The sequence below is a fragment of the Enterovibrio norvegicus genome, from assembly GCF_002876705.1.
Classification (GTDB): Bacteria; Pseudomonadota; Gammaproteobacteria; order Enterobacterales; family Vibrionaceae; genus Enterovibrio; species Enterovibrio norvegicus_B.
In genome coordinates this window covers 1-26,389 of sequence record NZ_MDAG01000025.1, presented here as the reverse complement: position 1 = coordinate 26,389, position 26,389 = coordinate 1, and the positions used below count along the sequence as shown (strand labels likewise).

The 26,389-nt window shown below is 48.4% G+C and carries 25 protein-coding genes, 2 tRNA genes and 1 riboswitch; of the genes, 4 read left to right on the top strand and 23 right to left on the bottom strand.

Annotated features, from left to right (window positions below; translation table 11 throughout):
- Positions 1-286: 286 nt before the first annotated feature.
- A complete protein-coding gene (locus BCT27_RS14360; protein WP_102391566.1) occupies positions 287-1,057 on the bottom strand; it encodes a class I SAM-dependent methyltransferase in 771 nt (256 codons plus the stop codon).
- Positions 1,058-1,204: 147 nt separating this feature from the next.
- Positions 1,205-4,318: an EAL domain-containing protein gene (locus BCT27_RS14355; RefSeq protein WP_102396087.1), complete on the bottom strand. Its 3,114-nt coding sequence runs from the start codon at positions 4,316-4,318 to the stop codon at positions 1,205-1,207.
- 160 nt (positions 4,319-4,478) lie between these two features.
- Between BCT27_RS14355 and asnC the strand changes: the two genes are divergently transcribed.
- Positions 4,479-4,940, top strand: a complete 462-nt coding sequence (asnC, locus tag BCT27_RS14350; protein WP_017011875.1) for a transcriptional regulator AsnC — start codon at positions 4,479-4,481, stop codon at positions 4,938-4,940.
- A gap of 108 nt (positions 4,941-5,048) precedes the next feature.
- On the opposite strand, the gene hemB is transcribed toward asnC, so the two are convergent.
- From hemB to rmuC, 9 genes are all read right to left on the bottom strand, one after another.
- Positions 5,049-6,104 (bottom strand): porphobilinogen synthase, encoded by a 1,056-nt coding sequence (gene hemB / locus BCT27_RS14345; RefSeq protein ID WP_102396086.1) that lies wholly within the window; start codon positions 6,102-6,104, stop codon positions 5,049-5,051.
- Between the two features lie 42 nt (positions 6,105-6,146).
- The gene (gene tatD, locus BCT27_RS14340) at positions 6,147-6,926 is read right to left on the bottom strand and encodes a 3'-5' ssDNA/RNA exonuclease TatD (RefSeq protein ID WP_102396085.1); all 780 of its coding nucleotides are present in this window, start codon (positions 6,924-6,926) and stop codon (positions 6,147-6,149) included.
- 112 nt (positions 6,927-7,038) lie between these two features.
- Positions 7,039-7,797 carry a twin-arginine translocase subunit TatC gene (gene tatC, locus BCT27_RS14335; RefSeq protein ID WP_102319022.1) on the bottom strand — a complete coding sequence of 253 codons (759 nt, stop codon included), beginning with the start codon at positions 7,795-7,797 and terminating at the stop codon, positions 7,039-7,041.
- A 38-nt stretch (positions 7,798-7,835) separates the two neighbouring features.
- Positions 7,836-8,204, bottom strand: coding sequence for a Sec-independent protein translocase protein TatB (gene tatB, locus BCT27_RS14330; RefSeq protein WP_017010921.1), 369 nt, complete (start codon positions 8,202-8,204; stop codon positions 7,836-7,838).
- Between the two features lie 3 nt (positions 8,205-8,207).
- Positions 8,208-8,438: a Sec-independent protein translocase subunit TatA gene (tatA, locus tag BCT27_RS14325; protein WP_017010919.1), complete on the bottom strand. Its 231-nt coding sequence runs from the start codon at positions 8,436-8,438 to the stop codon at positions 8,208-8,210.
- Positions 8,439-8,552: 114 nt separating this feature from the next.
- Positions 8,553-10,187 carry a ubiquinone biosynthesis regulatory protein kinase UbiB gene (ubiB, locus tag BCT27_RS14320; RefSeq protein WP_017010918.1) on the bottom strand — a complete coding sequence of 545 codons (1,635 nt, stop codon included), beginning with the start codon at positions 10,185-10,187 and terminating at the stop codon, positions 8,553-8,555.
- Complete coding sequence (locus BCT27_RS14315; RefSeq protein ID WP_102396084.1) at positions 10,184-10,816, bottom strand: ubiquinone biosynthesis accessory factor UbiJ; 633 nt, start codon at positions 10,814-10,816, stop codon at positions 10,184-10,186. Before BCT27_RS14315 ends, ubiB begins: the two co-directional genes overlap by 4 nt.
- A 9-nt stretch (positions 10,817-10,825) precedes the next feature.
- Positions 10,826-11,605, bottom strand: coding sequence for a bifunctional demethylmenaquinone methyltransferase/2-methoxy-6-polyprenyl-1,4-benzoquinol methylase UbiE (gene ubiE, locus BCT27_RS14310; protein ID WP_102319020.1), 780 nt, complete (start codon positions 11,603-11,605; stop codon positions 10,826-10,828).
- 117 nt (positions 11,606-11,722) lie between these two features.
- Positions 11,723-13,237, bottom strand: coding sequence for a DNA recombination protein RmuC (gene rmuC, locus BCT27_RS14305; protein WP_102319019.1), 1,515 nt, complete (start codon positions 13,235-13,237; stop codon positions 11,723-11,725).
- 133 nt (positions 13,238-13,370) lie between these two features.
- On the opposite strand from rmuC, the gene BCT27_RS14300 reads away from it, so the two are divergent.
- Entirely contained in the window at positions 13,371-14,249 is an 879-nt protein-coding gene (locus BCT27_RS14300) for a DMT family transporter (RefSeq protein WP_102319018.1), read from the top strand.
- A gap of 19 nt (positions 14,250-14,268) precedes the next feature.
- On the opposite strand, the gene tsrA is transcribed toward BCT27_RS14300, so the two are convergent.
- A complete protein-coding gene (tsrA, locus tag BCT27_RS14295; protein ID WP_017010913.1) occupies positions 14,269-14,559 on the bottom strand; it encodes an H-NS-like global regulator TsrA in 291 nt (96 codons plus the stop codon).
- A gap of 198 nt (positions 14,560-14,757) precedes the next feature.
- Entirely contained in the window at positions 14,758-15,954 is a 1,197-nt protein-coding gene (locus BCT27_RS14290; protein ID WP_017010912.1) for a multidrug effflux MFS transporter, read from the bottom strand.
- A 100-nt stretch (positions 15,955-16,054) separates the two neighbouring features.
- Here BCT27_RS14290 and BCT27_RS14285 point away from each other — a divergent pair, with 100 nt between their 5' ends.
- Together BCT27_RS14285 and BCT27_RS14280 are read left to right on the top strand one after the other, a co-directional pair.
- Positions 16,055-17,023 carry a LysR substrate-binding domain-containing protein gene (locus tag BCT27_RS14285; protein WP_102319017.1) on the top strand — a complete coding sequence of 323 codons (969 nt, stop codon included), beginning with the start codon at positions 16,055-16,057 and terminating at the stop codon, positions 17,021-17,023.
- 79 nt (positions 17,024-17,102) lie between these two features.
- A complete protein-coding gene (locus BCT27_RS14280) occupies positions 17,103-18,890 on the top strand; it encodes an aminopeptidase P family protein (RefSeq protein ID WP_102396083.1) in 1,788 nt (595 codons plus the stop codon).
- 30 nt (positions 18,891-18,920) lie between these two features.
- Here the strand turns inward: BCT27_RS14280 and BCT27_RS14275 are convergent, their stop codons facing one another.
- The 10 genes from BCT27_RS14275 to BCT27_RS14230 form a co-directional block, all read right to left on the bottom strand.
- Entirely contained in the window at positions 18,921-19,298 is a 378-nt protein-coding gene (locus tag BCT27_RS14275; protein ID WP_102319015.1) for a hypothetical protein, read from the bottom strand.
- 125 nt (positions 19,299-19,423) lie between these two features.
- Complete coding sequence (thiH, locus tag BCT27_RS14270) at positions 19,424-20,542, bottom strand: 2-iminoacetate synthase ThiH (protein WP_102396082.1); 1,119 nt, start codon at positions 20,540-20,542, stop codon at positions 19,424-19,426.
- A 15-nt stretch (positions 20,543-20,557) separates the two neighbouring features.
- The gene (locus BCT27_RS14265) at positions 20,558-21,328 is read right to left on the bottom strand and encodes a thiazole synthase (RefSeq protein ID WP_102396081.1); all 771 of its coding nucleotides are present in this window, start codon (positions 21,326-21,328) and stop codon (positions 20,558-20,560) included.
- Between the two features lie 2 nt (positions 21,329-21,330).
- Positions 21,331-21,531: a sulfur carrier protein ThiS gene (gene thiS / locus BCT27_RS14260; protein ID WP_102319012.1), complete on the bottom strand. Its 201-nt coding sequence runs from the start codon at positions 21,529-21,531 to the stop codon at positions 21,331-21,333.
- Positions 21,515-22,306 (bottom strand): HesA/MoeB/ThiF family protein, encoded by a 792-nt coding sequence (locus tag BCT27_RS14255; protein WP_102396080.1) that lies wholly within the window; start codon positions 22,304-22,306, stop codon positions 21,515-21,517. Before BCT27_RS14255 ends, thiS begins: the two co-directional genes overlap by 17 nt.
- Positions 22,284-22,964, bottom strand: coding sequence for a thiamine phosphate synthase (gene thiE / locus BCT27_RS14250; protein WP_102396079.1), 681 nt, complete (start codon positions 22,962-22,964; stop codon positions 22,284-22,286). Before thiE ends, BCT27_RS14255 begins: the two co-directional genes overlap by 23 nt.
- A 9-nt stretch (positions 22,965-22,973) precedes the next feature.
- Positions 22,974-24,887: a phosphomethylpyrimidine synthase ThiC gene (gene thiC, locus BCT27_RS14245; protein WP_102396078.1), complete on the bottom strand. Its 1,914-nt coding sequence runs from the start codon at positions 24,885-24,887 to the stop codon at positions 22,974-22,976.
- Between the two features lie 110 nt (positions 24,888-24,997).
- Positions 24,998-25,096: riboswitch (TPP riboswitch) on the bottom strand.
- A 50-nt stretch (positions 25,097-25,146) separates the two neighbouring features.
- Positions 25,147-25,530 carry a fluoride efflux transporter CrcB gene (gene crcB, locus BCT27_RS14240; RefSeq protein ID WP_102319008.1) on the bottom strand — a complete coding sequence of 128 codons (384 nt, stop codon included), beginning with the start codon at positions 25,528-25,530 and terminating at the stop codon, positions 25,147-25,149.
- A gap of 211 nt (positions 25,531-25,741) precedes the next feature.
- Positions 25,742-25,818, bottom strand: a tRNA-Trp gene (locus BCT27_RS14235).
- Positions 25,819-26,297: 479 nt separating this feature from the next.
- Positions 26,298-26,374 (bottom strand) — tRNA-Asp (locus tag BCT27_RS14230).
- Positions 26,375-26,389 lie beyond the last annotated feature (15 nt).

Below are 26,389 nucleotides of genomic sequence, written 5' to 3'. Positions count from 1 at the left end.
GGTCAAAGGCATGGAGTAAACCCCACGCCCTTCAAACGCCTCCGACTCGGGGGCGTTATCATTTGTACGTTATATTGTATTCGCTAAACCTAATCACTTGAGTGATATGGGTTTGCACAGCACTTTTTTGGTGTTCGCTACCCGTGCGCACTTCTTGCACACGAACTCTGGTTTTTTGACCAGTTTTGTCAGTTCTGACAAATCGCCTTCAATGTCTCGGCTCTTCCAGTCACACAGTGTTTTTGCCAACGCTTCAGTCTCCGGTTTTCAGCTCTTGATGACGCGATCAGCGCATTGCTGCTTTTACATACACATCAAAGCGATTCTTCTTGGTTTCTATCTGCGTCGATGGCGTTTTATCGGCAAGAAATTCCGCGTAATCAGGACGCTTCACGACCACTCGTTTGGTCGCAAGCTCATAAGCTGGCGCAAACAAGCCATCGGCATCGTTGTCAGCACCGACCAATGATTGAAAGACACGCATTTCTTTTTTCACCAGTGCCGATTTCTTTTTATGCGGATACATAGGGTCGAGGTATACAACATCTGGGCGAGTCAACGTGGCGTCACTCACCAATTGGTTTAACGCATCATGGCTAGAAGCATGCACCATCGACAAACGTTCACTGACCCAGCCGCCGATGTCCGCATCCGCTTTAGCACGCATTAATCCATCTTCAAGCAATGCAGCCACCACAGGGTGACGCTCAACCATTTGCACCTTACAGCCTAACGACGCCAATACGAATGCATCACGACCCAAACCCGCCGTGGCATCAAGCACCGTCGGTGTCGCGCCTTTGTTCAACCCAACCGCTTTGGCGATGGATTGCCCTTTGCCACCACCAAATTTGCGTCGATGTCCCGCCGCACCGCCAACCAAATCAACGTATACCGCGCCCAACTTAGGCTCATCAAGCTTACGAAGCTCTAAACGGGATTCGGTTAAAACGAGGGCGAATATGGCATCCGCATCATGGGTAAGACCCCAGCGCTGAGCAATCTCAGCCAGGGTATCTGCACGCGCTGGCGCGTCGCAAGATAAAGCAATGTGCACCTGAACTCTCCGGAAAAGTAATCTCGGCGAGTATATCAGGCTCATACAAGGAACACAGAGCAAAAACGCGCCACACCACCGTGAATAAGCCCATGAAAAAAGCAGCTCATAAGCTGCTTTTTAAGAAACAAACCCAAGGTCATAGCCTTAGCTTGTCGATACATCCAAATGAATGCCCACATGATCTTCAATCAAATGCTGCATCGGCTTAGGAATACTGAAGTGATAGCCCTGGGCGTAATCCACGCCGAGCGATTTGAGGCGCGTCAAAATGGCTTCGTTCTCGACAAATTCCGCCACTGTCTTTTTACCCATTTGGCTAGCAAGTTGATGGATAGCCCGCACCATGACGTAATCTGTTTCATCATCCACGATGTCTTTCACAAACAGACCATCAATTTTAATGATGTCGACAGGTAAGCGTTTGAGATAACCGAAAGAGGAAAGCCCTGAGCCGAAATCATCCAACGCAATGGTGCATCCCAACGCTTTGAGTTTGGTGAACAACTCTATCGCATCAGATAAATTACCGATGGCCGCTGTTTCTGTAATCTCCAAACAAACACGATTGCTTGGCAAGACGCTGTTTTGCAGCGCATCGAGCAGGAAGGTGATAAAGCTTTGATCGCTCATAGAGCGACCGGATAAGTTCACTGAAATCATGGCGATTTCGTCAACAAAGACGGGATGGGCTTCAAACCAACCCAAGGTTTTTTCAATCACGCGCTTATCAATCAAGTGCGCCATGTTGTAGCGCTCAGCAGCAGGAATGAATTGCCCCGGAGCCACATGGTTACCGTCTTCATCGCGCATACGCACCAAGACTTCGAAATACATTTTTTCCTTCAGCCTTGAACTCACGCTCACAATCGGTTGGGCATAAACCTCAAGCCTGTCTTCTGCGAGCGCTGCGTAGATTTTGTTTACAAAGGCCATTTCGCGCTCATGACGGCGAAGCTCTTGGTCATCAGGGCGATAAAGGTGCATTCGGCTTCGGCCATCATGCTTAGCGGCGTAACACGCCGTGTCGACCTGTGCGTGCACTTGCTGTGGCGTACCTGCGGTTTTATCCAGCAACCTGATCCCGACAGAACACCCTAACGCGAGGCGCGTGTTGTCCCAGTAGAAATCCATACCACTCAACGAGTCGAGAATTTTCTCGCCTTGCGCCAAGGCCGCTACTTCATTGCAGTGGTAACAAATTACCGCAAACTCATCACCACCAAGACGCGCTAACGTCGCACCATGAGGCAAGATGCTACGAAGCACCTGACCCGTTTGTTTGAGAGCCTCATCGCCAGCTTCGTGACCCACGGTGTCATTAATGACGCGGAACTGATCAAGGTCGATGTAGAACAAGGCATGCACCGATTCGGTGTCTGCCGATTCTTGCAGCGCATCCACGAGGCGCATTTCAAAATAGGTGCGGTTAAGCAGCCCTGTCAGGAAGTCATGCTGTGCTTGATAACGAAGCTGCGATTCCATGCGGCGGTTTTCGGTGATGTCCTCACCCACCAGAAGCAACTGTGATTTCACTTGCGTTGAACGCACACTTTCGCGTATCCAGCGCTCTTGCCCATCACTGGTGACATAACGAATATCGCGTCGCCAAATGCCAAAGCGTTCACGATTATTTTCACTCACAAGAGATTGCGGCGGCAAACTTTCATCGGCATAGAACTCCGTCACTTTATGTCCGAGCATATGACGCTTGGAAAAGCCAAGCCACTCAGATGCACACTGATTAACGGACTGAATGCGAGACTGTTGGTCGATGGTCAGCAACATCACGGGCTGTTGCTCATAGAGCATGCGATATTCCACTTCGCTACGCTGCAGCTTTTGCTCGGCATTTTTGCGCTGGCTGATATCACGGGCTTCAAACAGAATTTGCGCATCCGCATGGCTGTGATCAGGCAACGCCTTGAGCGCAACATCCAGAATGATTTCGTTTTGCTCTTCAGAAATTATGCAGATTTCAAAGCGACTGGTTTGTCCTTCAATCAAGGACTCAATGTGCAGTTTTAAGCGGTCTGAACTAAGCCAATCAGACCAACGCCAGATCGGCAGCATTTCGCGCGACAACATGTCAGGGAATAAGAATTGAAATGCACTGTTTGCTGAAACGACGCGCCCGCGATAATCCAACATGGCGATATATTGGTGGCTTTGGTCAAACACCCCTTTAAACAAGGCACGGCTTTGCGCCAATGCGCGCTCGCTTTGTCGTTGTTTATTCATCTGCTTGGTCAGCATGGCGATGATCACGCCCGAGACGAACATGATCGCTAAGCTGCTCATTACCGCATCTTGGTTCGAGACCCAGAAAGAGGGAGGACGATCAACAACGATAGCGTCAGAAAATTGGGATATATCAATCGCATTGCGCTTAGCGGTATCGTATTGGAACATCAGTTGGTTTGCATCGTCGATAACAGTAGGCATGTTGTATTTATTCAGTGCATCTCCTAACAAAGAGGCCTGCACCTCGCCATGATACTCACCGTCCACCATGATGCCGCCAATCACCCCGTAAGGCAGCATGAAGCTACTCGCGCCGTAGATTGGTACTAATGAGGTGGCTGATATTTGGCGCAACAAATCTTTGTGCTCCATAAACGCGCCGCTCGCATCTTTAAAATACGAGACAAAAAACACCACATCACCTGCTTCTAGGGTCGATATCCGTGTCACAAGTTCATCAAATCGCATGTTGTGAAGACGATTTACTGTCACATCCAACGTTGGCACGCCATCGAGCTGTTCTTCAATGGCATTCCAATATTGATTGCTTGAATAGCCATCATCTAATGCAACCCAAACACGTTTCGTGTCGGGATGAAGGGTCTTTATCAAGGCAATGTTATCAGGGACATTGACCAGTTCTTTCACACCGCTTAAACGTGGGATTCTTTCAAAGGATTGTGCGGTATCAATATTCAGGCCAGAAAAGATGACAGGGGTATCCCCTAAGGTGTCGCCGAGTTCATCCACTAACCACATCGCAACATTATCTGTGGTTAATATCGCGTCGTAGTGGTGATCTTGTAGGCGAGACTGATAAAGTTGTTTAAGTTGCGAAAGGTAGTCGGGTGTTTGAATGCGTTTTGTATCAAGATACGTGTGTTCAACCACAATGTCCTGCCCTTCAACCCCCTTTTCTATCCCTTTGACGAGCGATTCCGTCCAGAAAAAATCAGGGTGATAAGAATGTATGGCAAGGACCTGATCAGCAGCCAACAGAAGGCTGCTTTTCAGCATCAATACGAGTAGAAAAAAACACTTAATTATCTGATGCATAAAAATGGATTTGGATGATTTCATCACTGTGTGAAATGTCAGTACACCGTATTGGCTAGACAATGAAGTGGTCAAGTTTCATGCACGAAAACTGCGGGTAACATGGAGTTTAGCGATACCAATGAATGAAATTGTTAAGTTAGATGATTTAGATCGTCAGATACTTCACACCTTGATGAGCGATGCAAAAGTCCCTTACGCGGAGATGGGTAAACGCTTTTCCGTTAGCCCTGCCACAGTGCATGTTCGCGTCGAAAAAATGAAAGCCGCAGGCATTATCACGGGGACCGAAGTGTTGGTGAACACCAAGGCGCTCGGCTATGACGTATGTTGTTTTATTGGCATCAACCTCTACGCCGCTCGCGATTACCACTCAGCCATTGAAAAACTGCAGCAATTGGATGAAGTGGTTGAAGCCTATTACACGACAGGGGCCTACAACATCTTCGTTAAACTGATGTGCCGTTCCATTGAAGAACTGCAGTATGTGCTGATCGACAAGCTACAAGCCATCGATGAAGTGCAATCCACCGAAACGCTGATCTCGCTGCAAAACCCCATCAAACGGAATGTGGCACCTTAAGCCGAGAAACGAGAAACGAGAAACGAGAAACGAGAAACGAGAAAGATGCATCCCAGAATGAAAAATGCCAGCGTAAGCTGGCATTTTGTCTTTGGAGGGCGAGAAGCACTACTCAGCACTGTCCTGATTAGGCAGGGCGGGAATGTCCATTTGTTGGTCTTCCGCTAGCCAGCGCGCCACGTCTTTGGCAAAGTAGGTCAAGATGCCGTCTGCGCCTGCACGCTTGAAGCACATGAGTGATTCCATGACGGTCTCACGCTCGTTCAACCAGCCGTTTTGTGCCGCGGCTTTGTGCATCGCATACTCACCAGACACTTGGTAAGCAAACGTCGGCACTTTCAGCTCGCTCTTCACGCGACGAACCACATCCAGATATGGCATGCCCGGTTTCACCATGACCATGTCCGCACCTTCGTTAATGTCCATGGCCACTTCGTGAATGGCTTCATCGCTGTTTGCAGGATCCATCTGATAGGTTTTCTTGTTGCCCCCTTTCAGATTTGCCGCTGAACCGACGGCATCACGGAAAGGACCGTAGTAAGCAGACGCATACTTGGCAGAATACGCCATGATTTGGGTGTGAATGTAACCCGCCTCTTCAAGCGCTTCGCGGATAGCACCGATACGACCATCCATCATGTCTGACGGTGCGACAATATCAGCTCCCGCTTCAGCATGAGACAGCGCCTGCTGAATCAGTACTTCTGCGGTTTCATCATTCAACACGTAGCCGCCTTCATCCGTCAGACCATCCTGACCAGATAAAGTGTACGGGTCGAGCGCCACATCCGTGATCACGCCCATTTGTGGCACGTGCTCTTTCAGCAAACGCACAGCACGTTGCACAAGACCTTCTGGGTTATGTGCTTCGTTAGCATCTGTTGATTTAAATTCTTTTGGTACAACGGGGAACAGCGCAATTGCTGGCACACCCAAAGTTGCCAAATACTCTGCTTCATACAGCATCAGGTCGATAGACAGACGCTCGATGCCGGGCATGGATTCAATGCTCTCGCGACGGTTTTTTCCCATCAAAATGAACATTGGGTAAATCAGATCGCTCGCGGAAAGTTGGTTTTCAGCCATCAAACGGCGGCTAAAGTCATGCTTGCGCAGTCGGCGCATACGACGGGCCGGAAACGCGCCCTGAGTGGATACAGTCATGGCATCCTCCTTAATCCAAATGCTTTGAACGCATGATAGCGCTTACAGTCTGAAGAATCGACGACTGTTCTGTGTGGTTATTGTGATCAACTGCTCAGTGTCCTGCTGACGCAATGTCGCGATCTCGTTGGCGATATGCGGCAAATAACATGGCTCGTTACGACGAGATTTCGGCTTTGGTGAGAGATCGCGCGGCAGCAAATACGGCGCATCGGTTTCAATCATCAAGCGGTCATCAGGAATCAAAGGCACAATTTCACGTAGCGCTTGCCCGCGTCGTTCATCACACACCCACCCGGTGATGCCAATGTGTAAGCCCAGCTCAAGACACGCTTTCAACTCGTCTTCTGAGCCCGTAAAACAATGTAGAACAGCGCCCGGCAGTTTGCTTATCCACGGCGAGAGAATGGCCATGAAACGCGCGTGAGCATCACGACAGTGCAGAAAAACGGGCATGTTAAGTTCTGCAGCCAATGCCAAGTGCGCTTCAAAGACAGCTTCTTGCTGCGGTCTTGGTGAAAAGTCGCGATTAAAATCTAATCCACATTCACCGACAGCCACAACATGGGGCAAGGATGCTAATTCTCGAATGCTCGGTAACGATAGGTCCTCCACGCTTTTTGCATCATGAGGATGGACGCCAGCGGTGGAATACGCAAATCCCGGATATTGCTCCGCAAGCTTCGCAGCAGCAGGGCTAGATTCAAGATCAGTCCCCGTCAGCACCATGGCTGTGATACCGGCCTCTTGAGAACGAAGGACAACCTCTTCTCGATCGGCATCAAATTGGCTGCTGGTGAGGTTCACTCCAATATCAATCACTGTGTATGTCCTTTATTCAAACGTGGTGTCGGCGGCAATGTCGTGGTGAAACTTCATGGCAACAGATAAAGAAAAAGCCAGTATAAAACTGGCTTTTAGGGATTGAAAACGCTTAGTTCTGGCCTTCACTTTCTTCTTCATTGAGGTCTTCACGTGGCTTGTAAAAGCGAGAGAAGAACAAACCGACTTCAAACAGAAAACACATTGGAATCGCCAATAATGTTTGCGAAATGATGTCTGGCGGCGTGAGGAACATGCCCACCACGAATGCCGCAACAATGATGTAAGGGCGCTTAGTGCGTAATTCATCTGGATCTACCGCGCCTGTCCACACCAACAAAATGATGGCAACAGGGATTTCAAACGCGATACCAAAGGCCATGAACAGGGCCAAGATAAAATCCAGATAGCTCGCAATGTCAGTGGCAATTTCGACATCCACGGGGGCAATTGACGTAAAGAAGCCAAACACCAGCGGGAACACAACGAAGTAAGCAAAAGACACGCCGCAGTAAAACAGCAGTGAGCTCGACGCTAACAAAGGCATGATCAAGCGCTTCTCATGCTTGTATAAGCCTGGCGCGACAAACGCCCACACTTGATACAAGATCATTGGAACCGCAACGAATACCGATACCACCAGCGTTAATTTGATTGGCGTAAAGAAGGGCGATGCCACATCTGTTGCAATCATGCTGGTGCCTTCCGGCAAGCGATCGACCAACGGCGCAGAAATAAAGGTGTAAATGTCGTTGGCGAAATACACCAGACCTAAAAAAACCACCAGCACGGCCAACAAAGCACGTAACAGGCGATCTCTTAGTTCGACAAGATGACTAATGAGCGGTTGGGTATCTTCTACAGATGACATAGTTTCTCGACAAAAAACTGGAGCCCGACCAAAAACCGTTATTCGGTTTTATCTTTGGCTGGGCTGGAAGCAGGAGCAGAATCGGTGTTGGCGATAGGTTCACCTGCGTTCTTATTTTCATAAGGTCGCTGCACGTCTTCAGCTGCTTTTTTTAGCTCATCAACAGACTGCTGTAGATCCGGTGACAGGTTTTGCATTCCCATCTGCTCGGCTTTTTTCAGGTTATCTTGCAACTCTTGAATCTTGAGCTCTTGCTCAAGTTCATCGCGCACAGACCCTGCCATTCTTCGTGCCGCACCAATCCAGCGAGACACATTACGAATAGCCACGGGTAACCTTTCAGGGCCGAGAACCACCAGACCAACAACCGCGATCAGGATCAGCTCCCAAAAACCGATATCAAACACGGATTATGCCTGCTCTTTGTCTTTCGCTTCACTTTTCTGTGCAGTGCTGTCTTTCTCTTCCAGTTTTTCCTGGACGAAATCAGCGTCTTTTTTCTCGTCGTCAGTCATGGCTTTTTTGAAGCCTTTCACTGCTGAGCCGAGGTCACCGCCAATATTACGCAATTTCTTCGTTCCGAATAAAAGAACTACGATCACTGCGACAATCAGCAGTTGCCAAATACTAATACCACCCATGCTAGTGCTACCTCTGCGTTATGTGGTGTAAAAAAAGTAACAGGAGTCTACGCGCTCAATGTTACAACTTATTTGATATGCCCCAATCTACTTCACGTTGATAGGACAATGGAATCATTTATTAAATGCTCGCCATGCGAATAACCAACTCAACAATGCCGTACCACCAGCAACGTGAGGGAGAAGATCCACGTGATTGCTATATAGTATGGCAGAGGTAACGAGCAATGTAGCACCCACCCCAAGTAAGAAGCGAGCGCGGTTATGCTGTCGGCGTGCCAGCATAAACTCTTGGTACATAGCGTCCATGCGTTGGTTTACCTGACGTCCCTGCTTTAAGCTATCGTAAACAAGTTCAGGTAACTCCGGCAGTTTTTCAGCCCAAAATGGTGCTTTTTCTTTAATTGCGTTTATCAACGCTTTTGGACCTAGCTGTCGAGACATCCAGTCTTCAAGGAAAGGTTTGGCGGTATCCCACAAATCGAGCTGCGGATAAAGCTGACGCCCTAGCCCTTCTACATACAACAGGGTTTTCTGCAACAAGACAAGTTGTGGCTGCACTTCCATATTAAAGCGACGCGCGGTGTTAAACAGGTTCAACAGCACATGGCCGAAGGAAATCTCACACAGCGGCTTTTCGAAAATAGGTTCACACACGGTGCGAATCGCAAATTCAAACTCATCCACATTGGTGTCATGTGGTACCCAGCCTGAATCAACGTGCAGTTCGGCGACTTTACGGTAGTCTCGATTGAAAAACGCCAAGAAATTCTCTGCAAGGTAGCGTTTGTCTTCACGGTTTAACGTACCAACAATGCCACAGTCCAATCCAATCCATTGCGGGTCTTCAGGGTGGTCGTAAGACACGAACACATTGCCCGGGTGCATGTCAGCGTGGAAGAAGCTATCACGGAAAACTTGTGTGAAAAACACCTGAACGCCTCGTTCAGCAAGGAGTTTTAAATCGGTTCCGTTTTCTCTCAGGCCTTCCATGTCTGACACTTGAATGCCATAGATGCGCTCTGACACCATCAATCGAGTGCGGCAATAATCACTGAAGACTTCCGGCACATAGAGAATATGGTCATTTTCGAAGTTACGACGAAGCTGGATGGCATTGGCCGCTTCACGCATCAAATCGAGCTCATCAAGCAGTGTTTTTTCGTATTCACGCACCACTTCGACCGGCTTTAAACGCCGCGCTTCTGGCAAGAAACGGGCGACGATGCGCGCCATACGGTACATCAGATTAATGTCGGCTTGAATAACAGGAAGGATGTCAGGGCGAATAACTTTGAGCACGACCTCGCGACCATTTTCTTTCAATATCGCGGTGTGCACCTGCGCAATAGATGCAGATGCCAAGGGCGTTTCATCAAAATCATCAAACCAGGTTTCAATCGGCCCACCCAGCGCTTCTTCCATCTGCGATTTCGCCAACTTGCCGTCAAATGGGGCAACCTGGTCTTGCAGCATGGCGAGTTGGTCAGCAATCGCTGGCGGAAACAGATCTCGACGCGTTGACATCATCTGTCCGAACTTTATCCAGACCGGCCCGAGCTCTTGCAATGCCAACCGTAGGCGCTCGCCCAGCACTTTGTCTTCATGACAATTTTTTAGCCAAAACAGCATTTTTCGCATGAGGTGAGGCCCACGCGTAATCGGTTGTTTTGGTAAAAGCTCATCAAGACCGTAATTTAGCTGAACTTTTGTGATTTGGTATAAACGGCGAATTTCGCTGGGTGTCATGCGCTCTCCACCTTAGCGACTACGTTTAACTTTTTTTCAAACGCATCAATACGTGCTTGAAGGCGCGAGGCATGGCTTTGCACATCATCCACTTGGTCAGCGAAATACGCGACTTCCAATGCGCCGGGCGCTAAACGCCACTCTTCAACCACCAATTCTGCGGCATAACGCTGCTGGCGCTTACCGACATCTTTGAGAAACGCGATGCCTTGTTGTGCCGTTCTCACCACGGTATGTGCAACCACATCACCGGTATAGTGAGACAACCACTCTGCAATGTCTGGGTTTAGCCCATTCAACAAGCTAGAAAAATGCTGAGCAATGTCGATATCACCGTCTAAATGCAGTTTGTCTTGTTTGATCAAACGGGTCAGGTTGGCTTTGTCTTTTAGCTGAGGCAGCACGGAAACCGCAAGCGCAAGGTCGCAATCGGCTTCACCTTCAAACGCGGCCAACACATCAACTTGCTGACTAAACACAAACACCAACTGTTTGTTGATGTCGGTCAGTTTGACGCGCAGCACTTTACCTTTTAGGCGTGCTAAACGGCGTTGGCTCTCGCTGTCTTGACGGATCAGCGTATTGAGGCTGGTTTCGACAACGGCGGTCACTAACGGATCGAGTGGCATAGCAGCACCTTAGAATTTGTAACCGCGGTGCAAGGCAACAATGCCACCGGTCAGGTTGAAATATTTCGTTTGCTCGAAACCGGCATCTTCCATCATCCCTTTCAAGGTTTCTTGATCTGGGTGCATGCGAATAGACTCTGCAAGATAGCGGTAGCTTTCCGCATCGTTAGCAATGAGTTCGCCCATTTTCGGCAACAGGTGGAAGGAGTAGGCGTCGTACACTTTCGACAGTGGTTCTACGATTGGCTTTGAGAATTCCAGCACCAACAAGCGGCCACCGGGTTTCAACACCCGATACATAGAGCGCAATGCTTTGTCTTTGTCGGTGACGTTACGCAAACCAAAACCAATGGTGATGCAGTCAAAATAATCGTCTGGGAATGGCAATTCTTCGGCGTTGGCTTGCACGTAATTCACGTTGCCAACAATGCCGATGTCACGCAGTTTATCGCGGCCAACATTGAGCATCGAGTTGTTGATATCAGCCAAAATCACCTGACCTTTATCACCGACGATGCGGGAAAATTTTGCTGTCAGATCGCCGGTTCCACCAGCCAAGTCCAACACGCGGTGACCTGGACGCACACCACTGCAATCGATGGTGAAGCGTTTCCAAATCCGATGAATACCCATAGACATAACATCATTCATGATGTCGTATTTAGCCGCCACATTATGGAAGACATTCGCCACCATGCTGACTTTGTCTTCTTTGGCGATCGTTTGAAAGCCAAAGTGAGTGGTATTCTGATCCGCGTCTTGCGTCACGCCCTGTGTCGTATCTGTCATCGTAAACCCCTGAGTAATAGCGGACGTGCTAAGAAAATGCCCGTTATTTTTGCTGCTTAGTGTACTTTATACCCACAAAGGCGAAAAGCGGTTCGTGCCGCGGATAAGAGGTCAGGCTTAATCACGAGATGCCGACAAGGCTGGCGCGTCGTCTTCATCGTCTGACGCATCTCTTTTTAGCATCGCCACACTAATATCCCGTTTTACTTCCACACCCAGCGTTTTAAAGCCTTCCGCCTGACGCAATATGTTCCCGCGCCCAGTTGAAAGCTTATTGAGCGCACCTTGGTAACTGTCGGTCGCTTTGTCCAACGCACCGCCCAGCACTTCAATGTCTACGACAAACAAACGAATTTTGTCGTAAAGCTTGGCGGCTTTTTCCGCAATTAAACGGGCATTTTGGTTTTGGTGCTCATACCGCCATAAATTATTGATGGTACGAAGTGCCACCAGCAAAGTGGTCGGACTCACAAGCATGATATTGTTATCGAGGGCTTCCCGAATCAATGAGGGCTCGGCTTCAAGGGCAATTTGGAACGCTGGCTCAACCGGAATAAACATGAGCACATAATCCAAACTCTGAATGCCGTGAAGCTGATGATAATCTTTACGCCCAAGGCCACGGATATGCCCGCGAATCGCCGCTACATGCTCTCGAAGAGCACTGTCTTTGTCCGCTAATGTTTCCGCATGGTAGTAGCGTTCGTAAGCCACCAGCGCCATTTTGGCGTCGATAACTACGTCTTTCCCTTGGGGTAGACGCACTATCACATCCGGCTGATATCGCTTGCCTTGTTCATTTTCGAGGCTGACCTGCGTTTGGTATTCATGCCCTTCACGTAATCCTGATTCTTCCAGCACACGTGCAAGCACCACTTCGCCCCAGTTTCCTTGCTGCTTATTGTCGCCTTTTAATGCTTGAGTGAGGTTCACCGCTTCTCGGGTCATGTCTTCATTCAATTTCTGCAGGCTTTTGATTTCATGGATCAGGGTGTGGCGCTCTTTGGCTTGTTCGCCAAAACTGTCCGAGACTTGTTTATGAAAGCCTTCAAGTTGGCTTTTCAGTGGCCCGAGTAAGCTTTCTAAACTCTGACGGTTCTGCTCATCCACGGTGCGGGTTTTATGGTCAAACACTTTGTTCGCTAAGCTTTCAAACTGAACACGCAAACGCTCTTCCGCACCTTCAAGCAATCGAATTTTTGCATCAGCGGCTTCAAGTTGTTCTTCTGTACGGGTTTGTTGCTCTCGAAGAGAAAGTTCTAACGCGGCTTTGTGGTCTCGAAGGGTTTCAACGGTGTCAGTCAGCTGGTCTTTTTCACTGCGGATAATGTCCATCTGACGCAGTTTTTCCGCCGCGGCAGTCAGCTTGCCATATTGGTTTCGAAGTTCATTGCTCAATCGGTCACGCTCTAAGTCCATGCCATCGAGCTCACCCTGCAAGGTGCGCGTTTCGGCTTCAAGACGTAAAATAGTGGATTGGCTGATTTTCTCATCGGCTTCTTGTTGCTGCATCATCAGATCGCGAAGGTTTCGCTGTGAGAGCCGATGAAATATTGTGCCAACAATCGCCGTGACTCCAGCGCCTGCTGCAGCCCAAATCATTCCATCCGAAAGCAGGCTTTCTATCTGCATGCGATAACCTTTTCATTTCACGCCATAACCAGTATTGAAGGCTAATAAGACACTGGATAAATGTCCAGCTTTTCTAATGGTCACCGATTGCTCTAGACTGCATGCTCTCTCTTTCTCAATGGAATGATTCGTCATGAACGACCGCCTTGCGATCGGCTACGGATTGGCTGCGGTGTTGCTGTGGTCAACCGTCGCAACAGCCTTCAAGATCACCCTCACTTACATGGACCCCATCCAAATGCTTGCCGCAGCGAGTGTCGTGTCAGCCCTGTCTCTTGCGGCAATTGCGGCATGGAAAGGCACACTGAACACGCTCGCAGCCACACTGTCGAAGCGCCCACTGTATTATTTGATGTTGGGTTTAATTAACCCACTGGTTTATTACTTGGTGCTTTTTAAAGCCTACGATTTGTTGCCCGCCTCTCAAGCCCAACCCCTTAATTACAGCTGGGCAATTACGCTCACACTGATGGCGGCCATTTTTATGGGCCAAAAAATCCGTAAACAAGATTGGATTGCTGCAGTACTTGGCTATGCAGGTGTGGTGGTGATCGCGACCAAAGGGGATGTATTTGCGTTGAACTTTGACAGCCCATTAGGCGTTGGGCTAGCGCTATTATCAACGTTACTGTGGGCCGGGTATTGGATTTTAAATGCAAAAAACCAAGCTGACCCGGTTATAGGTCTACTGCTTGGTTTTCTTCTGTCACTGCCCTTTTCGATTGGACTGAGCCTTTATACCAGTGATTGGAGCGGCATTCCGTGGCAAGGCTGGTTAGCGGTTAGCTATGTTGGCTTGTTCGAAATGGGGATCACTTTCGTGCTTTGGTTAAATGCCATTAAATTGGCTTCAAATACGGCACGTATCAGCAATCTCATTTTTATTTCGCCATTTATTTCTTTATTACTGCTTACCACAATCATAGGCGAACAAATCCATCCAACAACGCTGATCGGATTGTTAATGATTGTTGCAGGTCTTTTGGTTCAACAGCGAAAAAGTAAAACGTAGTTCAGAGTAACAATTAAGATTAGCGAGTACGCTGCGCTAAATACTGGCGCAGCTCTTCTGCTGAAATGCCATCATTAGCCATTTCTTGCGCAAGCTCTTGAACGCGCTCACCACGACGGTCGTGAATCACTTTATTGAACTGATGTACCAGTTCACGTAGACCGCTGATAGGCACTTGGCGTGCTGCACGCTGAACACGTTCTTCACTCATACCGCTTAATTCAGTAAGAAGTTTTCCGAACATCATTTTCTCTGGCGATTCTTCAAGCATTTCCAGATGACGTGCTAATTCGATTGTCGACATCGACATAAATTATGACTGCCTATTAGTGTATGTAGGGGTGGAAAGGAAAAGGTTGCACACTAAATATACTCCCTTTGCTTATTAAGCAACAAAAAAATGCCCGCACAATAAGAATTGGCGGGCGAAGATTTGTTATTGGGTTGTCGAGACCCTGCGCTTTTCGCGTCTTATCATTTTGTATTCTTTAACACTTAGTCAGCAGGATTAGCATTCAGCCGTGTGCCAGCGCTTACCGGCTGATGACCAAAGAACAAATAGGCCTGGTGCTAGTAACAGCATGTGGAAGACCAGTAAGTGCGGCTCACTCAAACCAGCACGTTGTGTCAAACTCACCAAGGTGCCAGCGCCACTCATTTGGAATAAACCCAACAATGCCGCGGCCGTACCTGCGCGCTGACCAAATGGCTCAAGGGCTTTACCTGCGGCTGAACCTAAGATCCACGCAAAACCAAATGAAGACACAATCACTGGCAACATAAATGCCCACGCCTGTTGTGTGCCACTCAATGCCGCCATCAAGCAGCCCGCAAACAACAAGGTCACCATGCCTGCATTCAGTGTTTTACGACTGCCAAATTTTTCGATGACTTTTGGCGCTGTCATTGACGCGAAAATATTGAAGGCCGCATTGGTACCAAACCACAAGGTGAAGGCTTCCATGGATAAGCCAAGTTCCGAAATCAATCTCACGGGTGCCGAGGTGACATACGCAAGAATGACAGACATCGCCAGCAAGCAAAGTACCGCATGGTAAACAAACACAGGCTCTTTAAGCACTTGCCAATAACGTGAAGGGCTTAGTAGGCGACCACTGGTATCGGTGTCTGCTGGTCGGGTTTCACGGAACAGCGTCATCACCAACACAAATGCCACAACCGCATACGCCATCATGAAACTGAAATTTGAACGCCAGCCGAACATGTGCGTAAGCCAACTACCGAGAAGTGGCGCAAGCGCAGGAATAAAACAGATAGCACCGTTAAGGTAGCTGATCATTTGGCCGCTTTTTTTCGCACCAAAGCTGTCTCGAACCGCCGCAAATGCACACACAGACGTTGCGCAAGCACCCGCACCTTGCAGTAATCGGGCAATTAAGAGTGCGTCGAGTGATTGAGCTACCCATGCCATGCCTGAGCTAACGGCATAAATCGCAATGCCTGCCATAGCAACAGGACGACGGCCAAAGCGATCAGCCAATGGGCCTGCCAAGAGTTGACCCACACCGAGGCTCACCAAGAACCATGAAATGGTGTCTTGAATACGCGTTGGCGCGACATCAAATTCAGTGGCCATTAGCGGCATAGCAGGTAGATAGATATCAATAGCCAGTGGGCTGAAAAGCACCAGCAAGACCATTAACGCAACAAGGCGACTATCAGGTTTTGAAGAAGGGGCGGACATAACGTACTCCTGATTATTTAACGCGGAGTGTAGTCGCATTCAGATATGAACAAAAATGGTTTATATTCAGGTTAGACATGACCATTTGGAATATCACTTAATGAACCTCAACCAGTTGCTTCGTTACGATCTCAGCCTCCTGATTTGCCTCCATGTATTGATCGAAGAATGCAACGTCACGCGCGCAGCACAAAGGTTGAACCTTAGCCAATCCGCGGTAAGTAAGAACCTCGCAAAATTACGTACGCAGTTTGATGACCCACTGTTTAACCGCACTTCGCGAGGGCTTCACCCCACCCCGAAGGCCATTTCTTTAAAGGCAGGACTGAAGAATTTACTTGGCCATATCGAAGGGTTAACAGTGACCGACGAATTCAGTCCAGCAACCAGCGACCGTCGCTTTCATTTTGCCTTGGTTGAAAGCGCGTATCCGTTGTTGCTTCCTCGCTTTCTCAGTGAAATTCTTGATGCCGCGCCATCCATCACGTTAGACACAGAAGCATGGGGACCGCATACCTTTGATGCCATGGCGAGAGGAGAAGTCGACTTTGGCATCACAGGGAAAGACCTAAACCCTGCGGATGCCATGCTGACGCTGATGCCACCAAAGGGCATTATCTATGAAGAACTCTATCAAGATCAGCAACGTGTCATCGTAAGGAAAGACCACCCGATTCTTAGTGCTGACTGGAACATGGACACCTACTTGAAACAGCGGCATGTGCAAGTTCGGTGTGATGGCAGTGATCGTTGGTTACTAGACTATAAACTGGCTGAGCGAGGCCTTGAGCGGGATATCGCTATGTATGTGCCAGACTTTAATAGTGCGGCAAGCCTTTGTACGCACACCGATCTCGTGTTTACTGCCCCCTCGCATTTTGCGTATTCGGTCGCCAAACAACTCGACATGATGGTGCTGACGCTTCCAGAACCTCTCCCTCCCATGGCATACACCTTGTTTTGGCATCAAAGCCGACAAAGCGATCCTGGGCACCATTGGTTAAGGGAGTTAATTATTTCACGTTGCAGACATATGACAGAAATTGCAGCGGCAGAGGAAAACAGATAGCGTAGAGGTTAAGAAACCACAGGGTTTCAACCCATTTAGAACGTTACGATCATTCAAACAGATAATAATAGGACGATACATGCACACTACGACTGCTGAACGCGTCGAGGCTTTACGACGTTGGCTAGATGACCAGTCTCTGGACGCGCTGATCATCCCACATGAAGACGAATTTCTTGGCGAATACATTCCTGAACACAACGAACGCCTCCTCTGGGTAACAGGATTTACAGGCTCGGCAGGCGCAGCGGTGATCACTCGCGAAAACGCGGCGATGTTTGTCGATGGTCGCTACACGGTGCAAGTGCGTAAGCAAGTCCCTGCGGATACCTTTGAATACCGCCATCTGATTGAAGAGCCGGCACTGCAGTGGCTACTTAATACATTGCCACTTGGCAGCAAAGTGGCCGTTGACCCGCGCCTTCACAGCGCAAATTGGCTCGCACAAGCGGAATCCGTGGTAGACGGTGCCCTCGAACTCATTCCCATCGAAAGCAACCCTATAGATACCTTGTGGCATGATCGTCCAGCCCCTTTGCTTACCGACGCACGATTGATGGGCAATAATTTTGTGGGTCAGAGCTGTGAAGACAAACGTCACGTCATCGGTCAAGCCCTTGCAACATCAGGCGCAGACGCAGCACTGTTAAGTCAGCTTGATAGCATTTGTTGGCTGCTTAATATCCGCGGCGGCGATGTATCGCGCCTGCCCGTGTTACTTTCAAGCGCTTTAATCAAAGCCAACGGTAACGTGACCTTTTTCATCGACCCTGCTCGCCTGCCAAACGCTTTCGCTGCACATGTTGGAAAGGGTGTTTCCGTTCAAGCACCTGACGCTCTCGAAGCTTCTTTAGCCTCTTTGAGCGGAAAGACAGTCTTGGTTGATCCACAAACAAGCAATGCATGGGCAAGCCAAGTACTTACCCAACATGGCGCGAACATCGTGCATGCCGCCGATCCCTGCATGCTGCCAAAAGCCGCTAAAAACAGCACTGAAATCGCAGGTATCAAAGCCTGCCACATTCGCGACGGTGTTGCAGTGAGCCGCTTCCTCGCATGGGTCGATGCACAAGTTGCAGCGGGAAGCCTTCCTAATGAGGCCGAGCTTTCTGACACGCTTCTCAGCTTCCGTGAAAAAGATGACACCCTTGCCGATTTGAGCTTTGACACTATATCTGCCGCAGGCGGAAACGCAGCAATGTGTCATTACAATCACCTAAACCAACCAAAGCCGGGTGAGCTTGAGCTTAACAACGTGTATTTGGTGGATTCAGGTGGTCAGTACCCAGATGGCACCACCGACATCACGCGCACCATTTCCATTGGTGAATGCTCAGAAGAAGTGAAAACCGCGTTCACCTTGGTATTGAAAGGCCATATCGCATTGGGTACAGCACGCTTCCCGAAAGGCACCAGTGGCAGCCAATTAGATGCACTTGCCCGTCAACACCTATGGGCGCACGGTTTTGATTACGACCACGGCACAGGCCATGGCGTCGGTCACTTCCTTAGCGTGCATGAAGGCCCTCAACGTATCTCAAAAGCGCCAAACACCGTCGCATTGCTTCCGGGTATGGTGCTTTCGAATGAGCCTGGTTACTACCGCGCAGACGCATTCGGTATCCGCATTGAGAACTTGGAAATCGTCGTGGAAGTGCCAACGAAAGGTGATATGACGGTGCTGGGTTTTGAATCACTGACCCGCGCACCGATTGATCGCAGACTCGTTGACGTTTCATTGCTGACTGACAGTGAAGTCACATGGTGGAACGATTACCACCAGAAAGTATGGCAAGACGTGAGTCCGTCTCTCGAAGGTGAAGACTTAATGTGGCTTAAGCAAGCCACAGCACCGATAAACCAATAAATTGAAAAGGGCTCTTCAAGAGCCCTTATTTTAAATATCAAGGTTGGTAGGTGCGCCCTCGGAACACCTTTCGGTGTTGTAGAACTCACTGCTACCACCACGCCCTTGAGCCTGCACGTTAACAACGAACCCTCGTTCAACATACCATCCAAGCCAATCACAAGATGTATCATATGCATATTGGCGCATGTATATTTTATCCCATTTGTAGCCACTTTGAACTCTATGGCTAACTACGATATAGCCACCATCTTCCACTTTAATAAAGTCATACTTTGACAATGTTTGTTTTGCTGATTCAACATCATCCACATTAGCACTAGGCTGATAGGGGCTATTTTCAGCGGTTGAGATACAAGCACTAAGGGATGCTGTTAAAAACAGAGGGATAATCACTTTCTTTATCATTATATTCTTCCTTGAGGCCAACTAGTAGAAGACAGTCTAATCACGAAGAAAAAAACAAACTCTGTAAAATTCTCTCAACATAGGGTTCTTTACATGCAATCTCATAGTTAAAACAAAAACAGTAGTTAATTTAAGCCTGAATACGATGCATCCCAGTCTTTCCACACCACTTCAAACCCCGCCTGTTTAACAGCCGTTGCGACTTCTCTGGCGCTGCGTTCGTCAGACACGGCAAATTGCTCTAGCTCTTCTTCTTCGTCGGCATATCCACCGGGTTGTGTTTTCGATGCCGCAGACATCGACGTAATACCCAGCGGCAGTACTTTGTCACGAAAAGCCGGTGACTCTCGGGTCGATAAGGAAAGCTCAACCTCAGGATTTAACAGTCGATAGGCACAAATGAGTTGCACCAACTGGCGATCTGTCATTACCGACTTAGGCTGAACAGCGCCTTCACAGGGACGTAAACGGGGGAAAGAAATCGAATAACGACTGCGCCAATAGGTGCGCTCTAAGTAATCAAGATGGTTAGCGACAAAAAAGCAGTCCGTGCGCCATTCATCCAGCCCGATCAATGCGCCAATGCCGATTTTATCTATGCCGGCACGCGCCAATCGATCCGGCGTATCGAGTCGGTATGCAAAATCCCTTTTATTCCCACGAAGGTGATGTTCTGCGTAAGTAGCGCGGTTATACGTTTCTTGATACACCATCACCGCATCCAAACCAAGGCTACGCAACTCGGCATACTCTTGCTCTTCCATCGGCTGAACTTCCATCGCCAAATAGCTGAAGTGCTGCTTAATCACAGGCACTGCATCTCTGAAATATTTCATACCCACCTTGGTTTGATGCTCACCTGTGACGAGCAAAATACTGTCGAAGTTCATGGCTTTGATTGCATTGCATTCACGCTCTATTTCGCTCATCGACAAGGTTTTGCGTTTTATGCGGTTTTCCATCGAAAAACCACAATAGGTACAAGCATTGGCACATAGATTTGATAGATAAAGCGGTACGTAGAAATTCACCGTATACCCGAAACGACGCCGTGTCGCCGCGGCTGCTTGTTGCGCCATTTGCTCTAGAAAAGGCTCAGCGGCCGGCGATATCAGCGCTTTGAAATCTTCAAGATCGCGTTTCGGCTTCGCCAACGCGCACGACACATCGTTGGCTGTTTTACTGTAAATAGACAGCCGAATGTCGTCCCATTCGAGATCTGCCCATTGCTCTGAAAAACCCATGTCGTCTCCCTATTATCAAGCAAGCTCATCTAAGAAAGCCGTTAAAGGGCTAGACGCCACCGCGTGTTGTGCTTTACCTGCCAACCCAGCTTCATAGGCCATTCGGCCACTTTCAACCGCCAATTTAAACGCATGCGCCATGGCGACAGGGTTTGCTGCGGTGGCGATAGCCGTATTGACGAGCACAGCATCCGCACCTTTTTCCATTGCAAATGCAGCATGAGAAGGTGCGCCTATCCCAGCATCCACCACAACCGGCACTTTCGCTTGATCGATAATGATGTCGAGAAAGTCGCTAGAAACCAGCCCCTTATTACTTCCAATTGGCGCACCAAGCGGCATAACAGCAGCACACCCAACCTCTTCAAGTCGCTTGCACAGCACCGGATCTGCATGGCAGTAAGGCAACACAATAAAGCCCTCTTGGACTAACTGTTCGGCAGCCTTGAGCGTTTCAATTGGATCGGGCATCAAATATTTAGGGTCTGGATGAATTTCCAGTTTTAGCCAGTTTGTGCCCAATGCCTCACGCGCCAAACGCGCCGCGAATATTGCCTCTTTTGCCGTTTTAGCGCCTGACGTGTTGGGTAGCAAATGGATATCAGAGGCTAAAAGAGGTGCAAGAATGTCATCATCTCGATTTCTAACATCAACACGTTTAAGTGCCATAGTGACCAGTTCTGAACCACTCTTCGCAATGCTTTCTGCCATCACTTTGGTGCTTGAAAACTTGCCTGTTCCCGTAAAAAGGCGAGAAGCGAAAACTTTATCTGCAACTCTCAACATGGTTATCCTCCTGCAATAGCCTGAAAAACGGCAATTTGAAGACCTTCCTCTAATGGCGTGTCTTGCCACTGGTGACGCGGGACAATATCGCCATTAATTGCTACCGCGACGGCGTTAATGGGTAACGAAAGCTCCACAATAAGTGCTTCAACATTGCCCGCACTTTCCGCTTTATACGCTTGCTCATTAAGCCAAATTTTCATCTGGCACCTCCAATTTTCGGACCTGACAGATCTGGCAAGAAGGAGCATGAGGAATCGTCATCGCCCGCCATGCCAAGGTGTGTCCATCAAGTTGATAAAAACGTGTTGAGGGTTTTTCTTCTTGCGTAAGGTACTGCAGCGCAACAAGAGCCTGAAAATTGCCAATCACACCCACAACAGGCCCAATAACGCCCGCAGTTTGGCAATTTCGTGTCGTTTCATCGTATTGCACGGGGAACAAACAGTGGTAGCAAGGTGTATTCGCGCTAGCAAAATCAAACACCATCAATTGGCCATTCCAACCGATTGCTGCACCAGAGATAAGGGGTGTTTTTGAGGTAACACACGCCTCATTGATGGCTTGCCGCGTCTCCAGGTTATCGCTGCAATCCAATACCAGATCGGCAAGAGACACTTCCAAAGAGAGCGATTTTCCAGAGAGACGACGCTCAACAGGTCGACAATGAATACGATGATTCAACGCGCTGAGTTGGGCACTCAGCGCTTTGGCTTTGGGGGTGCCTACATCCGTTTCGCGATAAGCAACCTGACGAGGCAAATTTGAAGATTCGACATCATCATCATCGGCTAATACAAGATGCCCCACCCCTGCTCCAGCAAGATACAGTCCCGCCACGGTCCCTAGCCCGCCACACCCAACAATCAATACCTTGGCTACCGCGAGTTTTTGTTGAGATTTCTCCCCCCAATCAGCCAGCATGATTTGACGGCTGTATCGATCAAACGCGTCATCAGAGAGCGGTGGAAAGTTCATTTCTCGCCTCCTCTGTCAGAATGTATGCAAAAGAGTGAAGTGTTGCGGCTAGATCTTCGGATTGAGTGATAGCACGAACGACAGCAATGGCATCAACGCCTGATTGCCATACCTCTGACGCGACAGACAGATCGATACCGCCAATGGCCACGGTCGGAACTTTTCCATTCACAGTCCGTAAATGTGTTTTTAGTTGCTCAATGCCTTGAGGAGGGGTTGGCATCTGCTTGGTAGGGGTAGGAAATATATGTCCAATCGCCAAGTAGCTCGGATTTAAAGATAAGGCTAATTGCAGTTCCTCTGCCGTTCTTGTCGACACACCTAAGCGAATCCCTGCTTTCGCAATGGCATTCAGATCAGCACTTTTTAGATCATCCTGTCCCAAATGTATGCCGTAAGCGCCGGCAGATAAGGCTTTTTCCCAGTGGTCATTAATGAACACCTGTGCGTTATAGAGCTCACCGTACCCAACCGCGTCTTTTATCATTGCTTCGAGATGAGGATGGTTTTGGTCTTTAACCCGAAGCTGCACTGTTCGTACGCCATGCGCCAACAATCTCTTAAGCAGCGTAATGTCATCAACCACAGGGTAAAGAGGGCCTAAGCCCTCCTCCATTTTTTCAAAAGGCTGACTGACGAATACATTCGAAGCCTTCATACCGACTCCTTACGCCTTTTGATGATAAAGTTCGCTGCCTTTAGCAAGAAACTCAGCCGATTTCTGTTTCATGCCTTCAAGTGGATCATCGAGCATTTGCACTTCAATCGCTTCGCCAAGCTCTTGGTTTTTCGCGTACTCACGGACTTCTTGACTGATCTTCATTGAACAGAATTTAGGGCCACACATAGAGCAAAAGTGGGCCACTTTGCCGGATTCTTGCGGCAGAGTCTCGTCGTGGTATGCACGTGCAGTTTCTGGGTCTAGCGCTAAGTTAAATTGATCTTCCCAACGGAATTCAAAACGCGCTTTCGACAACGCGTTATCACGAACTTGTGCACCGGGATGGCCTTTCGCAAGATCAGCAGCATGTGCGCAGAGTTTGTAAGTAATCAAACCGACTTTCACGTCGTCTTTGTTTGGAAGGCCAAGGTGTTCTTTAGGCGTCACATAACAAAGCATTGCACAGCCAAACCAGCCAATCATTGCAGCGCCAATACCCGACGTGATGTGGTCATAACCAGGTGCAACATCCGTCGTTAGCGGACCAAGCGTGTAGAACGGTGCTTCATGACAGTGTTTAAGCTGCTCATCCATGTTCTCTTTGATCATGTGCATCGGCACATGTCCAGGCCCTTCTATCATGACCTGAACATCGTATTCCCACGCAACTTTGGTCAATTCGCCCAAGGTGCGTAACTCTGAGAATTGGGCTTCATCATTCGCATCAGCCACAGAGCCGGGGCGCAGGCCATCGCCAAGAGACAGCGCGACATCATATTGAGCACAGATTTCACAGATTTCGCGGAAGTGAGTATACAGAAAACTCTCGGTGTGATGAGCAAGACACCATTTGGCAATGATGGAGCCGCCACGGGACACAATCCCCGTTACGCGTTTAGCGGTCATAGGCACATAGCGAAGAAGCACGCCAGCATGAATGGTGAAGTAGTCGACACCTTGCTCGGCTTGCTCAATTAAGGTGTCACGCATAACCTCCCAAGTCAGGTTTTCAGCAACACCATTCACTTTCTCAAGTGCTTGATACATAGGTACTGTACCAATAGGGACCGGGCTATTTCGTAAAATCCACTCTCGCGTTTCATGGATATTTCGTCCCGTAGAAAGATCCATGACGGTATCGCCACCCCAACGTGTCGACCAGATCAGTTTCTCGGTTTCTTCTTCAATGGATGAACTCACGGAAGAGTTACCAATATTGGCATTAACCTTTACCAGAAAATTTCTACCAATAATCATCGGTTCAGATTCTGGGTGGTTGATATTGGATGGAATGATCGCTCGTCCTTCCGCCACTTCATTACGCACAAACTCGGATGTGATTTCTTTAGGTAAATTAGCCCCAAAGCTTTCACCTGGATGCTGACGGTTTAACTGCTCATCAGAATACTTAGGACTTCCCATATTCTCACGAATGGCGATGTACTCCATTTCTGGAGTAATGATCCCTTGGCGTGCATAGTGAAGTTGGGTAACACAACGACCTTTTTGAGCTTTTCGAACCGTTGGTAAATGACCAAAACGCAACTCATCTAAAGTGTCATCATCAAGACGGGTCTGCGCGAATTCAGAAGAGACGGTGTCTAACAGTTCAGTATCAGAACGTTCTTCTATCCAACGTTCGCGGAGTTTAGGCAAGCCTGAATATATATCTATATCGTAATCAGGATCAGTATAAACACCGGACGTGTCATAAACACGAACCGCTTCATTGTCTTCAAGTTGAGGATTATCTTTGCTGCCACCTATGAGGCTTGGGGCAAGAGAAATTTCACGCATACCTACGCGAATATCAGGGCGAGAGCCTTGTACATGGACTTTTTGAGAATTGGGGAAAGGTTTTACCGACAGGTTGTCGATGAAAGCTTTAGCTTCGCTTCTAGATTGTTTACGACTCGACATAGCATTACTCCAAATTTATGTGGGAATAAATGCTTGCCGGATAGGCGCTTCAAGAGTGATGTTTGCACATAATTACACCTATCCAAAAAATAGATATACCTACGGCATGTAAGTTTGCTTCTCTTGTTTCCTTCGCAGGTATTAGCCTGATCAGGTTCAACGGATCCCGCTCTCGCAGTCTCAGCCAAATGGCACTCCGACAAGTATCATCGAGCAGTATAGGTAATCGGGTAAACCTTCTCAACCGCAGAAGGTGTGATTAGGCGCGCATTAAAAGCTGAAAACCCGCCCATGCAGCAAAAATACACACCACAACATTGAGTACAACGTTCAGCCCCATCTTCAACCATTCACCTTGCTGAATCATCAATACATTATCCATTGAGAAAGTGGAAAACGTCGTCAATGCACCTAAGAAACCCAACCCAATAAGATGCTTCCAGGGCCCTGGAGCAAAGGTTTCTTGTTCTAGAGCAGCAACGAGGAGCCCCATTGCAAGAGATCCAATGATATTAACGGTCAATGTGCCAAAGGGAAACCCGCGTCCTAGCAAGACGACACACAGTTCTGAAATAAGGTATCGAGAGCAGGCACCAACAGCACCGCCTAACGCGATAAATGAGAGTAGGACAGCTTGATTCATGGTTCTTGACCGTGATGATGAGAAACAATAGCCGTATGATACGCCTTAAACCTTCGAAGCGCTAAGGCAGGGAGATAAATGCTCTATGTTGGAATAGCTATCTTTAGGATGAAAAAATAATTCTCGACGGCTGGCGTTTCAGCTCAAACATCACTTTGAAAAAGTGACAGAAATGAAAAAGGCTCCAGCATTTCTGCTAGAGCCTTAAATGTGGCAGGGGTGGAGAGATTCGAACTCCCAACACGCGGATTTGGAATCCGCTGCTCTGCCAATTGGAGCTACACCCCTATAGGAGAAACATTCTATCCATTCTAAAAAAAATTGCTAGGACAGAATGCAAAAGCACACTCCAAGTGGCCAGTTTTCGAACAATCCTTCACTAATCAGCGAGATCTTTACTACTGCGATACTTATTAAATGCAAATAAACCAATAATCGCAGGCGTTGCAACAACCGCGGCTATCGCACTGCATAAAAGCGTCATTTGAATTAGCGCTGATAAGTCATTCATTATGATTGCTCTCCAATCCTCTTTCATCCACTGAAATAATATATCGATGGTATCGAATTACTCTCTCATTGATAAGAATGACGTTCTATAAATTAGGCTTTCACAACAATGGCGTTTAAAAGTGAGTAGTTAGCACTATGAGTTTTCAAACAAACTCATATTCAAAAGGAGGAACAGCAGGAGGGAGAGATTGTTTAGTTTTAAAACCTACAAACGATAAAAAGCCCCGCTATTGCTAGCGAGGCTTCTTAATAAATGGCGGAGCGGACGGGACTCGAACCCGCGACCCCCGGCGTGACAGGCCGGTATTCTAACCAACTGAACTACCGCTCCACACGGTGATAAACA